The sequence below is a fragment of the Fodinicola feengrottensis genome (assembly GCF_039530045.1).
Classification (GTDB): domain Bacteria; phylum Actinomycetota; class Actinomycetes; order Mycobacteriales; family HKI-0501; genus Fodinicola; species Fodinicola feengrottensis.
Window position 1 is genome coordinate 474,764 of record NZ_BAAANY010000001.1, and the last position, 12,273, is coordinate 487,036.

Genomic DNA, 12,273 nt, shown 5'->3' on the forward strand with positions numbered 1-12,273 from the left:
TTCTCTACTGGAGTTAGAGTGGCTCATGTGACTTGTGAGGCAACCCAGTCAGCTGTACGCCTTGAAGATGTTGGTGAACTCGTACGTGGACTGCGGAATCCCGGAGCAGGTGGCAACAACCCCGCCATTCGGACAGCCGCCATTATCGCGGCCGACCGACCAGAACCCGATGCTCGCCACGTGATTCGCCTGCGCGAAACTCAGCAACTCTCGGGCGGCCGCCTGGTCGGTCACCGGACCAGTGTCGTTATGCCCAATCATCGGCGTCAATCCAAGCATTGCTTTGATTTGCGCATCACTCTTGGAGGGCCAGATCGTCTTCATCTGCCCAATGGTGGCATTCGCCGCCGAGACCAGTGCGTCACCCCATGATCCAGTGTAGCCAAAGTCCATCAGCATCGGATTGACGACGACATTGAGCCCTCGCGATGCCGCGTCCTGGAGGATCTGCACCGAATACGGATCCATGCCGTAATCCTGACCCTGGATCCGCATGGTGTAGCTGATCTTGGTGCCTTTGTTCTGCTGCAGTCGCAACAATGCCTGATTCACCGTGGCGATCGGAATCGATGCTTCCACGTCAACGTCAAGGCTGTTACTACTGACCGCATTCAACGACTGCACGTACGCGTTGTAAAGCGCGTCCACCGAGCCGCAGGTGTCCTCCAGGTACGGCCCTGCCGCACCTCCAGTGGAGACCGTCACCGCGCCGCCCATCGCACGCAGACTGTTGACGTCGTTGATGATTCGCGGCTCGGTCAGCGGAACTGTGCCACCCCAGGATGGATTGCAGCCGGTGCTGTCCGCCAACGCGAAGGCGAGGTTGAAGTTCTTCACGCCCGTCGCGTTCGCCACCGAGACCAGAGACGGAGTCGCGTACGTGATGTCAATGTACGGCGAGACTTTCCCAGCACCACCGCCACCCGGGGGCGGGCTGCTTGGTGGTGCCGAAGTTGGCGGAGCGGACGTAGGCGGCGCTGACGTAGGGGGTGCTGACGCACCACATGGCTGGCCGTTGAGCCTGCAGTTCATCGGCATGCCAAGGCCATTCACCAAAAACCCGAACGTCGTCGACCCGCCCGGCGCGACCGTGCCGTTGTAGTCGCGGTTGACGAATGAGTGGTGCGCCCCGGTCGCGGTGTCAATCGCGTCCCAGTACGAGCCCATCGTCGACCCGGCCGGCAGGTCGAATTCCAGCTTCCAACCAGTCAACCCGGCCGAGCCGCCGGTGACCGTGTATTTCCCTTGGTAGCCGGAATCCCAGGTGGAGTCGGTGGAGAACACCGCGGCAGCCGCGGTGGCCGCCGTCGCTGGCGAGACCACCAGCGGCACCAGCACCAACAGGGCCGCCGCGGCCATCGAGCCGAAGACGAACTTGGCCCTGGTCGAGGTCCTTCTTTCTTTCATGGCCAAGTCCTCCTATTCCACGGTGAGGGTCAGTTGCTGGACGCCCCAGTCGTTGGCCTGGGTGCCGGGCAGCCAAACGTCGACGATGTCGTCCTTGATCCAGCTGCCGATGTCCGCGGCATAGCAGTGTCCATAGCCGGGCACGTAAAACCGCGTTCCCCAGGGGATGTTCCGCGCGTCTACCGCGCAGAATCCGGGGCCGGCGTTGTAGCCCAGGGCGGTCTGGCCGGTGTCGTTGTACGACGTGACGCGATAGTTCAGCGTCGTACCCGGGGTCATCGCGTACGGCGCCAGCTGATTCGCGCTGTTGAGCCGGTACGAGCGGGAAATCTGGCCGACCGAGGAGGCGGACGCGTTGTCGGCCGTCATCGCATAAACCTGGTAGTTCGCGTTCTGGCAGGGACTCGGGTCGGTAACCAGGAAACTGGGCTGGCCCCAGTCGCTGATCCACTGCAACGCCTGGCCGTTGCGAAATGCCCGGTACGCCACCGCGCCGGCGACCCTGGCGAACGTGAAGGTGACTTTTCCGTCCGTACCAAGGCCACCGCTGACGCCGCCGGGCGCCGGCAGCCGGCCGCTCACGTCGACGGCGCCCACCAGGGTGCCGGGGCCGTGGCCGCCGGTCACCGGCCGAACGGGGATGGTGCCGGTGTAGAAGTGTTGGCAGGCAGGCAAAGCCGCGGCCGCCGGAGTGGCCGGGGCCAGCAGCAGCCCGCCGACGGCGAGCGCCGCCAAGGTGAGGGCACCGCGAAAGAAGGGTTTGAGCATGACGTGAGCCTCCCGGGTGGGACCGAACCGGAGGAAACGCATGGTCGCGAGGTGATCACCTGCTGTCAGACCGTAGGTGTCCCCACCCACCCAGTCAAGAGATCTCGATCTTTAGCGTGAACATTCGGAAAATCTTCGCTGTTCGGACGAGCACGGCCATCTGAACCATGTTCGGACATCGCCGTGAGATCTGTCGAATTAGTCGCGTACGACCGAAAGAACCACTGGCCCGAATGCTCGCATCGACCGCCTTTCCTTTGGCTACAACTTGAACCAAGCACCGGCCCTGCACGCTCGACAGGGACCGAAAATAGCCATCGGAATGTTCGTCAACCAGCTGACCAGCCGTCGTCCAACAAAGCGAAGATCTCCCGGGTGGCCTGCCGCGGGTCGTCGTACGCCTTGATGAGGTGACGGGCTTCCAGCGCGAAATGCGCCAGCGCGACGCACCGGACGTCGTCGTCGGGAGCACCGACCTCGGCCGCGATCGCCTGCGCGACCGCCGTTTCGTGCCGCATCCACATCCGGTGGGCGTAGTCGCGCAGCACCGGGGTGCCGTCGACCATCCGGAGAAACGCGGTGATCTCCGGAGTGCCCCCGTGCACCGATCTCACCATGTGGTCGCACAGCGACTGCGGGATCGACTGGCCGGGACGGCGGTCGCGTACGGCCGAGACCAGCTCCGCCTCGATGTCTTCGGCCTGGTCGAAAACCAACGCTTCCTTGCCGGAAAAGTGTTTGAACAAGGTCGTCACCGACACATCGGCGGCGTCGGCGATTTCCTTGACGCTCACGTGGTCGTAGCCACGCTCAAGAAAGAGCCGGAGCGCGGCGTCTGCCAACGCCTGGCGGGTCTGGGCCTTCTTGCGCTCGCGGCGCCCGATCGGCTCGGTCGATTCGGTCACCAGTTCAGCGTACCTCAGAGTGAACTGACTTTAAAAGTGTAGTGATTGCACTTTCGTAGTCGATGTGCTTATCTGGTCCTACGACAGAGAGGACATGACATGAGAACCACCGATAAACCCCGCATCGCCATCGTCGGCGGCGGCCTCGGCGGGCTGGCCTGCGCCCGCGTCCTGCAGCTGCACGGGCACAGCGCCACCGTCTTCGAGTACGAGGAGACGCTCGGCGCGCGCTCCCAAGGCGGCACTCTCGACATGCACGAAGGCACCGGCCAGGTCGCTTTGTGGGCGGCCGGCCTCTTCGACGAGTTCACCGCGCTGGCCCGCCCGGAGGGGCAGGAGTGGCGCAGGATCGACCACCTCAGCGGCCTCGTAGTCCAGGACAACCAGCCCGAGGACGGCCCGGAATCCCGGCCGGAAATCGACCGCGGCCAGCTGCGCGGCATCCTGCTGAACTCGCTGACCGCCGGTACGGTCCGATGGAACGCCCAGGTCACCGCCGTCACCACCCTCGGCGACGGCACCTGGCAGCTGGTTTTCGCCCATGGCAGCAGCGAAACCTTCGATCTCGTGGTCGGCGCCGACGGCGCCTGGTCACGCGTACGAGCGGCTCTGACCGGCGCCGAGCCGCTCTACACCGGCGTTTCGTTCATCGAGGTCGGCTTCGACGATGCGGACCGCCGGCATGCCGAGCTCGCCCGGTTGACCGGCAACGGCACGATGATCGCGAAGGCACCCGGCCTGTCGTTTTTCGTCCAGCGCAACAGCAATGCGCATCTCCGCGCCTACATCGCCATGCGTACGCCGGAGAACTGGCATCAGGCTGTCGGCCTGGATTTCGCGGACACGGCGGCCGTACGAGCCCACCTACTGACGATTTTCGCTGGATGGCACGACAATCTCCTCGATGTTCTGCGCAACAACGACGGCGGCTTCATTCACCGGCCGCTCTACAAGCTGCCGGTGCCGCATGTCTGGGAGCACACCCCCGGCCTCACCTTGCTGGGCGACGCGGCCCATCTGATGCCGCCGCTCGGGCTGGGCGCCAACCTCGCGATGCTCGACGGCGTCGAACTCGCCGCCGCTGTCGACACCGAATCCAGCCTCGATGAAGCGGTGCGTACGTACGAATCCATCATGCTGCCACGCTCGACGGATGCCGCGAAACGCACCGGCGAAGGCCTCGATCACCTGATGCCACCGGTCACCGCGTGACCGGGACGGTCCTGCCCGCGGCGGCAGGACCGTCCCCAGTGGACGTCAGCAGAAGCCACCCTCGAAATCGGCTGTCCGGATGTTGAACTCCAGGCCCAGGTCGGTAGTTGTGTTGGCCAACGCGCAAAAAGTCCAGTTGTCCCCGAACCAGGTGTGCACCACGACCACCACGTTGCGGCCGTCCGGCGCGCAGTGGCCGTAATGCGCGTGCCACGGACCGGACGAGTCCGCCCAGAAACCACAGGTCGCCGGCGGGCCGTCCAGATGCACAGCGGCGGCCGCCGGCTGGGCCGCGACACCCGCGAGCAGGCCGCCCCCGAGGGCGGCGGTGGCCAGCGCGATCGCGAACTTCTTCATGGGAATCTCCTCATCTGGCGGTGCATCCCGCCACCCAAATCCGACAACCACGCCCGATGCGCGGTCACCTTCACAAACGCCCCCAGCGGTGACGAGTCACACTGAAAAGGATGATTTTCCGTTTAGGTCGATAACCCGGCATGTCACCAGAAGAAGCCCAGCCGAGGCGGCCCTCGGGAGCAGCCGTAGGCTGTTTGTTGCAGATCGATGGCAACAAAGGGAGTGGGATGCCCGAACCGGAAGTCGCGCGGCCTGGTGACCGCGACAGGACGGAGCGGATCAGCCGCCGAACGCTGCTGCGGGCCGGCGCGACCGTGCCGCTACTGCTGAGCGCGGCCGCTTGCGGCGCGACCCCGCCGGCGAGTACGCCACCACCGCCATCGAAGTCCGCGGCTCCGCCGGAGCCCACCCCGTCACCAACCCCGACCACTTTTCCGGTGCAACAAAAGGCGATTTACACGCTCGCTGAATACGCGGCTCGTACGCCCGGTGCGCAGCCGTTTGCGGCCAAGGCGATCGCGCTGACCCTCGACGACGGCCCGCACGCGGTGTGGACGCCGAAAATGCTGCGGCTGCTCAAACAGCTGGACATCCACGCCACCTTTTTCATGATCGGTGTGCAGGCGAAAGGCCATCCGGATCTGATCAAGGCGATCCACGACGGCGGCCACGCGCTCGGAAACCACACGTACAACCATCTCGAAACGCTGCCGCACCTGTCCGTACCGAACATCCGGCAGCAGATCGTCGCCACCCAGGACGCGGTCTTCAAAGCATGCGGTGCCTATCCCCGAGTTTTCCGTGCTCCCGGCGGAAACTGGGGGCCGCCGGTGTTCGCCGAGGTGGCCGCGGCCGGCATGATGCCGATCCACTGGCAGACCGACACCAACGACTGGACCCGGCCCGGCACCAGCTCGATCGAGCGCCGGGTGGCCGGCGCTCCGGTCGGTTCCATCGTGCTCTGCCACGACGGCGGCGGCGACCGGTCCGAGACGATCGCCGCGCTCACCCAGGCCGTGCCAGCGCTAAAAGCCCGCGGCTATCAGTTCGTGACGCTCGCTTGACTCGCTAACCTTCCGCGTACCGAGCCTGAAACAGGCGGCGTGGCTTCGCGTTTCGCGACCTCATTTGAGGTACGGTTCCGTGAAGTCAGGGAGGTCGGCGAAATCGGGGGAGCTGGTCAGATGGGCGCACGGATCGTGGTCGAGGCGGCGGCCGTCGACCGGCTGGCCGAGCTGGGCTTGAGCGTGCAGATCCTGGAGCGGGTGGTGCGCCGCGCGGACGCCGAGGTGAGTACGTGCACGCCGCTGGATCCGCCGATGATGGCCGGCCTGATCCGGTGGGCCCGGACCGCCCGCTACCTGCGTGAGGAGCTGGTGCCGGCGGGCTGGCACTTCGACAACCCGCAGAACCTGCCGCGCACGATTCACCCGAGCGGCGACTTCGCGATCGTGGCGATCACCGGCGACGAGCTCACCGGCGGGCTGGATGTGTTGCCCACCACCAAGCATCCGCGCGGCCCAGCCACCGCGCTCGCGGTGGCCACCAACGAGCAACTCCCCTTCGACTTCGACGGCTTCGACTTCGGGCTGGCCCCGGGCCGGACGCTGGACGCCGGCCATCTGCTGACCTGGATCCTGCTTTTTCACGTGCACGACGAGGCGTTCCAGGTCGAGCTGTCGCTGCCGGACGCGATCGAGGATGGCCGGATCACCGGCTGGGCCGAACGGATCATCGTGCCGCCGTTCCCGCGCGAGCCGGTCGCGCTCCCGGACGTCTCGGCGGATCTGTCGATGGGCGAGATCGTCGTCGAGGTCAACCGCAGGTAGGGAGGCCCGGCGGTGCTTACTCCATCCCGGCTTGTCATCGCACGAAAACGGCGTGGTCTGACGTTGACCCGGCTCGCCGAACTGGCTGGCCTGAGCACCCGCAGTATTTCGTTGTACGAGAACGGACATCAGACCCCGTCCGAGGAAACTTTGTTGCTACTGGCCGAGATTCTCGGCGTCTCGCCAGCTTTTCTGGGCGCCGCCGACCTCGACGAGATCCCGCCGGACGCGGTGAGCTTCCGGGCGCTGAGCAAGATGACCGCCCGCGAGCGCGACCGCGCGCTCAGCTCCGGCCGGATCGCGCTGCTGATCAGCGACTGGATCGATGCCCGGTTCGAGCTGCCGGCGGCGCAGATCCCGACGCTGAGTGGCTATCACCCGGAGTCGGCGGCCGAGGTCGTACGAGCACGATGGGGGTTGGGCGAGCGGCCGATCGGCAACATCCTGCACCTGCTCGAAGCACATGGCGCTCGGATTTATTCGCTCACCGTGGAAAACAACGACCTGGACGCCCTGTCGTTCTACTGGCATTGGCAGCCGTACATTTTCCTCAGCACCACCAAATCCGGTGAACGCGGTCGCTTCGACGCCGCCCACGAACTGGGCCACCTGGTCCTGCATGGCGAGCACGAAGTGCCGCATCGACCGTCCGCGGAGGTCGAGGCGAACCGGTTCGCGGCGGCTTTTTTGATGCCCAGAGCCAGTGTTCTCGCGCACGGCTTGAACGACGCGACCGTCGATCGCATTCTGACGGCCAAGCAGACCTGGAAAGTGGCCGCGATGGCGCTCACCCACCGGCTGCACGAGCTGGACCTGCTGACCGAGTGGGGCTACCGCACGGCCTGCGTGCAGCTGTCCCGACTGGGCTATCGGCGCAGCGAGCCGGAAGGGATCCCGCGCGAGTCTTCCCAGTTGCTGGCCAAGGTTTTCCGGTCCGTACGGGACGAAGGCGAGTCGCCGGCGACCATCGCGGCCGCCATCGGGATCACCCCGGACGAACTGCAGGCGCACGTCTTTGGGCTCACGTTGACCGCGGTCAGCGGCGATCGGCAGCCAGGCTCCCGGGCCGGCAAGGGAGAACTCCGGCTGCTGCCGCCCGTACGATAACCCGCACCAGCGCGCGGCCGGTATCGTGCGTTTCCATGGGCATCGAAGTGTGGGTTCGGGGCGAGGTGGACCAGCCGGCGGCCACCGACCTGCTGGTCCGCGCGGCGGCCTGGTTCGGGAACCGGGTCGGTGACGAACTGCTGCACGCGACCGTCGGCGCCGACCGGCAGCAGCGGCCGAGGCTTCTCGTGAGCCTCTACCCAGGTGCCGAGGACGTCGAGATCACCTTGGATGAGACGCGCCTGGAGGTGTCCGGCAAAACGTCGACGATCGGCCCCGGCTATCACGCGTATGTGTGCGAGTTACTCGAAGAACTCGGTGCCGAGCTGAGCATCGGCTGGCTGCCGCCGGCGCAGGACGAGGACGACTATTTCCGCACTCGCGACGCGGGTGCCCTCGAGCTGGAGTTCCTGAACTGGCTGAACGGCCTCGCCCGGTTCGCGGTGGACAAGTTCGAAACCGGCGGCGCGCAGGGCATCACGGTGTCGATGCCGCTGTCCGTACGGTTCGTCGAGGACTCGTTCATGATCACCCCAATGGGTCCGCGCAGCGTCGACTGGGCCCGCGAGGTGGCCCGTGACCCGCGCCGAGGGATCGACGTTTTTCCCTGGTGGGATCCCGGAAAAGACGGCTCGTACGCGCTCGGCCGGGCGATGGTTTTGATGTGGCAGGACGTGCCGTGGCGGGCGCCGACCGACGACGACGAGATGGCTCTGCTGCGCCGGGTGGACACGTTGTTGACCCAGGCCGACACGCTCACCGCCACCTCGCCACTGCCGTGGGCCGAATGGGGCGAGATTCTGACCTATTTGGGAGAATCCCGGCAGGAAGTGGAAACCCGGGCGGCTTCCTCGTTGCCGCCGCAAATCGGCTACCGGCGCGGCGAGGCGTGGAACGAGCTGAGCGGCCAGTGGTGGGTGCGTACGCCTGGCGCCTTCGTCGGGCGGTTTGAGGACGAAGGCAGCTGGTCAGCCTTTGACGGCGTGCTGACGCTCTGGTTTTCTTCTTTCGCCATCAAAAAAGACGACGGCAGCCTGGCGCCGGTGGACGGCATCCTGCCGGAGTCGGCGCCCACCGACGGCCGGCCGGTAAGTTTGCCGGCGCTGGACGGCACGCCCTATCGGGCCAGCCTGTCGGTGGCCGACGACGACGAGAACGGCGAATATCTCTGTCTCACCACCGAAGTGGCCGCACCCGGCCGCCTCGGCCTGCTCACCGTCGCGTTCTCCGACCAGGCCGACCTCAGCAAAGCCGTGGACATCGCCAGCACGTTGCGCAACGGCTCGCCGTAGCGGCCACCTTGTCGTAACGGCCACCTTGTCGCGCAGGTCAAGCACCGATCTCCTAGGCTTGGGAGACTGATCACCAGGCGAAGGGCCAGCCATGGCGAGTGTCACCGTGCGGCTCCGCTACCGGGTGCTGACCGGCCCTGACGACGCCGAGTTCTGCCGCCGGGTTTCGGAGGCGTTGGACGAGGGTTATGAGCTGCACGGCAGCCCGGCTCTTACGTACGACGGCACCCGTACGGTCGTCGCCCAGGCCGTCGTCCTCCCGCCGTACGCGGCCGCGTCCTTCCGACCGTCCGCGATCAGCGCCAACCCGATCGTCGACCAGGCGCCCGTGTCCCCTTCTGCCCCAGTGGCTTCGTCGACCCAAGCCCCTTCCTCGAGCGCTGCCTCGTCCTCGAGCACAGCCCCAGCGGCCGAAGCCAGTCCACCGCCCCGCCGGCCGCAACCACGACCAACGGACACCACACCCCCGAAACACGCGGCCGGCTCGTAGTCCGGTCGCCGCACACCTCGGCCGAGGAGAAAAAGTCGCCCCTGAGATTCCCCCAGAACCTGGGTAGGAAATCCTCCACGGTTCTGGGGGACCTCATCTCGTTCAGGTGTCGAGTTTTTCGCGCAGCCACTTGCCAGTCTCGGCGATACTCGCGTCCATTTCGGGCAACCGTCCGGCCAGCAGTTGGAAGGCGTGTGGCATGCCGTCGGCAACGTGCAGGGCGACCTCTACGCCGGATTCCTTGGCCAGCGCGGCGAACCGCCGCACGCTGTCCAGCAACGTCTCGTCGTCGCCACACGTCAGCAGCAACGGCCCAAGCCCGGCCGGATTGGCATACAACGGATTGGCCAACGGATCGGTCGGGGACCGTCCACCGAGGAACATCGGCGCGACGGCGTGCACCAACTGCCGGGAAATGGCCACGTCGACGCCCGCATTGGAGTCGAACGTCGGCCCGTTCGCCTCCATGTCATACCAAGGCGAAAACGCCACGACCGCCGCCGGCAACGGCCGGTTATCCAGTTTGAGCGCGAGCGCCGCACCGGTTGCGATGTTGCCGCCGGCGGAGTCCCCGGCAAGGCGATCTTCGACGGTGGGAAACCCTGGGCGAGCAGCCACTCGTACAGGGACCGCGCGTCTTCGAGCTGTGCCGGAAATGGGTTCGCCGGCGCCAGCCGGTAGTCCGGGATCAGCGTACGAATGCCCGCCGCCTTGGCCAGATGCGCGGCGATTTTCCGGTAGCTTTCCTTCGAGCCGCTGACGAAGCACCGCCGTGGAAGTAGACCAACACCGCCTCGGAATCGCACTCGTTCGGGTTCGCCCAGATCGCGGGCAAGCCAGCCGCGGTGAGCTCCTCGTAAGTGACGTCGGCCGGTTCCTTGGTGAGCGCGTGGAACCGGTCGGCGCCGCCCAGGTCGATCGCCGGGTCGACGGCCATCACGGCTGCCGTGGTCGCGGCCATGGCCGTGGGCGCGCATGCCGCGAACGTTTCGCGCAGCTCGGACCATTCCTTGCTCGTCATGTCCTGGCAGCCGCTGCCGGCACGAGTTGCGCGAACTGGCGTTCAAGAATCTTGTCCGCCCCCGCGGCCCAGGCCTGTGTCAACGGCGCGGTTGCCGGATCGGGAAAGATGTCCTCCTCGCCCTTCTCCACCGCATCGAAGATGGCTCGCGCGGCCGCTTCTGGGGAGATCTTGGGGATGTGGAGCTCCCGCGTCATATCCGTGTCGACCGGGCCGGCGAGTACGGCATGGAACCTGACGCCGTGCCCCGCGTGCGCAGCGCGAAGGGTTTTGGTCAGGGAGAACGCTGCCGCCTTCGAGGCCGAGTACGACGTCAACATCGGCAACGGGGCGAGCGCGGAGCAGGACAAGAGGTTGATAACGGCTCCACGCGAGCGGGTCAGCGCGGGCAGGAAGGCCTGGGTCATGGCATGGGAGCCGTAGACGTTCACAGCGAGGTGACGCTCAAGCACAGCGGGGTCAAGTGGGGCGTCAGGCAGCATGATGCCGGCGTTGTTGATCAGGACGTCGAGCGCCTCGACCTGGTTGGCTGCCGACTGGACCTGCGCAGGATCGGTGACGTCGAGAATCAGCGTTGTCACCCGCGGATCGGGCTGGTTCAAGGGCTGTCGAGTGCCCACGTAGACATGTTTGGCCTCTCGTGCGAGGGCTTCCTCGGCGAGCGCTTTGCCGATGCCGCGGTTTGCTCCGGTCACCAGCACGGTTTTGCCTTCGAGGGTCATGACCATCCGTTCGGTTTGTTTGTCAATTGACAAACAAACCTTCCCATGGCCATGGCCGCCGGGTCAAGCTAAAGTAGATCGACCGACAAACAACTATGGAGGCGCCTGGATGGCCACTCGCGGCCGGCCGCGTACGTTCGACCCCGACACCGCCCTGCGGCAGGCGCTCGACCTGTTCTGGGAACGGGGCTACGAAGGCACCTCGCTCAGCGACCTGGCCGAGGCGATGGGGATCGCCTCGGCCAGCATCTATGCCTGTTTCGGCAGCAAAGCGGACCTGTTCCGCCAGGTCATGGAGGTCTACGGCACAACGTACGGCGGGCCGCCCAGGCGCGCCCTGAATGAGCACCCAACCACCCGCGCCGCGATCCATGCCATGCTGCGCGCCACCGCGGATCAGGTCACCATCACAGACGCGCCGCACTACTGCATGCTGATCCTCGCCGCACCCACCGGAGCGGTGGAGAACCACGCCGTACGCGAGTCCCTGGCCGACATCCGGCGCTCGCAGTTCACCGAGATCAGGGACCGTTTCGTACGCGGTGTGGCGGCCGGCGACCTCGACATGTCGGATGCCGGGCTCGACGCCATCGCTCGTTACTACGCCACGGTGGTGCAAGGACTTTCCGTACAAGCCCGCGACGGTGCCGACCGCGCCGAACTGGAAGCCGTGATCACCTGCGCGATGGCTGGTTGGGATACCCTCCTGGACGCCCGCGCCCCACTACCAGGCCCGCAGCGGTAATGCCGATAATCAGGACGGCGAGCTGGTCCGGGCCGCCTGACACGACATCCGGCGGTGGTGGCGGTCTGTCGTCCGCTTTGGCGCCAAGGGTGTTGAGCAGTGTGACGAGATCCGCCGCCGTCCGCGCACGATTTGGCGGATGTCGACAGTTGGCGCGCTTCTCATCACGAACGGCAGCGTCATCGGTCACACCGCCGGACATCAGACGGGCGGCGGAGCCTTCCACGATCGCGGCCTCTATTTCGAGCTGACACGCGCGCTTTTACGCGCAGGCGCCCTAGTACTACAGGGCCCCGGGTAGCGCCGGCCACGATCAGGCGTTGCGCGGGATTTTGACGTCGTGACGCTAAAGCCCCTTGAACGTCGGTGGCCGGCGCCCGCCGGCCCTCAACGCAACCCCGCCCGCGCGGCGGCCGAA

Annotated in this window: 13 protein-coding genes and 1 pseudogene; 7 read left to right on the top strand and 7 right to left on the bottom strand. The window is 66.2% G+C overall.

Features of this window, described 5'->3' with window-relative positions:
• Positions 1–48: 48 nt before the first annotated feature.
• The 3 genes from ABD301_RS02275 to ABD301_RS02285 form a co-directional block, all read right to left on the bottom strand.
• A complete protein-coding gene (locus tag ABD301_RS02275; RefSeq protein WP_279580059.1) occupies positions 49–1,407 on the bottom strand; it encodes a cellulose binding domain-containing protein in 1,359 nt (452 codons plus the stop codon).
• Between the two features lie 12 nt (positions 1,408–1,419).
• The gene (locus ABD301_RS02280; protein WP_344306627.1) at positions 1,420–2,175 is read right to left on the bottom strand and encodes a 3D domain-containing protein; all 756 of its coding nucleotides are present in this window, start codon (positions 2,173–2,175) and stop codon (positions 1,420–1,422) included.
• 329 nt (positions 2,176–2,504) lie between these two features.
• A complete protein-coding gene (locus ABD301_RS02285) occupies positions 2,505–3,080 on the bottom strand; it encodes a TetR/AcrR family transcriptional regulator (protein WP_279580061.1) in 576 nt (191 codons plus the stop codon).
• Between the two features lie 99 nt (positions 3,081–3,179).
• On the opposite strand from ABD301_RS02285, the gene ABD301_RS02290 reads away from it, so the two are divergent.
• A complete protein-coding gene (locus ABD301_RS02290) occupies positions 3,180–4,292 on the top strand; it encodes an FAD-dependent oxidoreductase (protein ID WP_163568126.1) in 1,113 nt (370 codons plus the stop codon).
• A 45-nt stretch (positions 4,293–4,337) separates the two neighbouring features.
• Here ABD301_RS02290 and ABD301_RS02295 read toward each other — a convergent pair whose 3' ends face one another.
• Positions 4,338–4,649: a DUF6355 family natural product biosynthesis protein gene (locus tag ABD301_RS02295; RefSeq protein WP_163568127.1), complete on the bottom strand. Its 312-nt coding sequence runs from the start codon at positions 4,647–4,649 to the stop codon at positions 4,338–4,340.
• A 227-nt stretch (positions 4,650–4,876) separates the two neighbouring features.
• Between ABD301_RS02295 and ABD301_RS02300 the strand changes: the two genes are divergently transcribed.
• The 5 genes from ABD301_RS02300 to ABD301_RS02320 all read left to right on the top strand — a co-directional run bounded on the left by ABD301_RS02300 (position 4,877) and on the right by ABD301_RS02320 (position 9,367).
• Positions 4,877–5,713, top strand: a complete 837-nt coding sequence (locus tag ABD301_RS02300; protein ID WP_344306630.1) for a polysaccharide deacetylase family protein — start codon at positions 4,877–4,879, stop codon at positions 5,711–5,713.
• A 120-nt stretch (positions 5,714–5,833) separates the two neighbouring features.
• On the top strand, positions 5,834–6,478 hold the full coding sequence (locus tag ABD301_RS02305; protein WP_344306632.1) for a hypothetical protein: 645 nt from the start codon (positions 5,834–5,836) through the stop codon (positions 6,476–6,478).
• 12 nt (positions 6,479–6,490) lie between these two features.
• The gene (locus ABD301_RS02310) at positions 6,491–7,585 is read left to right on the top strand and encodes a helix-turn-helix domain-containing protein (protein ID WP_344306634.1); all 1,095 of its coding nucleotides are present in this window, start codon (positions 6,491–6,493) and stop codon (positions 7,583–7,585) included.
• Positions 7,586–7,620: 35 nt separating this feature from the next.
• Positions 7,621–8,877, top strand: coding sequence for a hypothetical protein (locus ABD301_RS02315; protein ID WP_344306636.1), 1,257 nt, complete (start codon positions 7,621–7,623; stop codon positions 8,875–8,877).
• Between the two features lie 91 nt (positions 8,878–8,968).
• Complete coding sequence (locus ABD301_RS02320) at positions 8,969–9,367, top strand: DUF1737 domain-containing protein (protein ID WP_344306638.1); 399 nt, start codon at positions 8,969–8,971, stop codon at positions 9,365–9,367.
• Between the two features lie 102 nt (positions 9,368–9,469).
• Here the strand turns inward: ABD301_RS02320 and ABD301_RS02325 are convergent.
• From ABD301_RS02325 to ABD301_RS02335, 3 genes and pseudogenes are all read right to left on the bottom strand, one after another.
• Positions 9,470–10,173, bottom strand: a pseudogene (locus tag ABD301_RS02325) (alpha/beta hydrolase).
• Positions 10,056–10,388 carry a hypothetical protein gene (locus tag ABD301_RS02330; RefSeq protein WP_344306641.1) on the bottom strand — a complete coding sequence of 111 codons (333 nt, stop codon included), beginning with the start codon at positions 10,386–10,388 and terminating at the stop codon, positions 10,056–10,058. The pseudogene ABD301_RS02325 and the gene ABD301_RS02330 overlap by 118 nt, the downstream one beginning before the upstream one ends.
• Positions 10,385–11,110: an SDR family NAD(P)-dependent oxidoreductase gene (locus ABD301_RS02335; protein WP_163568173.1), complete on the bottom strand. Its 726-nt coding sequence runs from the start codon at positions 11,108–11,110 to the stop codon at positions 10,385–10,387. The genes ABD301_RS02330 and ABD301_RS02335 overlap by 4 nt, the downstream gene beginning before the upstream one ends.
• 109 nt (positions 11,111–11,219) lie before the next feature.
• Here ABD301_RS02335 and ABD301_RS02340 point away from each other — a divergent pair, with 109 nt between their 5' ends.
• Positions 11,220–11,855 (top strand): TetR/AcrR family transcriptional regulator, encoded by a 636-nt coding sequence (locus ABD301_RS02340; protein ID WP_344306644.1) that lies wholly within the window; start codon positions 11,220–11,222, stop codon positions 11,853–11,855.
• Positions 11,856–12,273 lie beyond the last annotated feature (418 nt).

Coding starts and splice junctions, on each gene's coding strand:
- ABD301_RS02275 (WP_279580059.1), bottom strand. CDS start 1,407: ATGAAAGAAAGAAGGACCTCGACCAGGGCCAAGTTCGTCTTCGGCTCG.
- ABD301_RS02280 (WP_344306627.1), bottom strand. CDS start 2,175: ATGCTCAAACCCTTCTTTCGCGGTGCCCTCACCTTGGCGGCGCTCGCC.
- ABD301_RS02290 (WP_163568126.1), top strand. CDS start 3,180: ATGAGAACCACCGATAAACCCCGCATCGCCATCGTCGGCGGCGGCCTC.
- ABD301_RS02295 (WP_163568127.1), bottom strand. CDS start 4,649: ATGAAGAAGTTCGCGATCGCGCTGGCCACCGCCGCCCTCGGGGGCGGC.
- ABD301_RS02300 (WP_344306630.1), top strand. CDS start 4,877: ATGCCCGAACCGGAAGTCGCGCGGCCTGGTGACCGCGACAGGACGGAG.
- ABD301_RS02305 (WP_344306632.1), top strand. CDS start 5,834: ATGGGCGCACGGATCGTGGTCGAGGCGGCGGCCGTCGACCGGCTGGCC.
- ABD301_RS02315 (WP_344306636.1), top strand. CDS start 7,621: ATGGGCATCGAAGTGTGGGTTCGGGGCGAGGTGGACCAGCCGGCGGCC.
- ABD301_RS02320 (WP_344306638.1), top strand. CDS start 8,969: ATGGCGAGTGTCACCGTGCGGCTCCGCTACCGGGTGCTGACCGGCCCT.
- ABD301_RS02330 (WP_344306641.1), bottom strand. CDS start 10,388: ATGACGAGCAAGGAATGGTCCGAGCTGCGCGAAACGTTCGCGGCATGC.
- ABD301_RS02335 (WP_163568173.1), bottom strand. CDS start 11,110: ATGACCCTCGAAGGCAAAACCGTGCTGGTGACCGGAGCAAACCGCGGC.
- ABD301_RS02340 (WP_344306644.1), top strand. CDS start 11,220: ATGGCCACTCGCGGCCGGCCGCGTACGTTCGACCCCGACACCGCCCTG.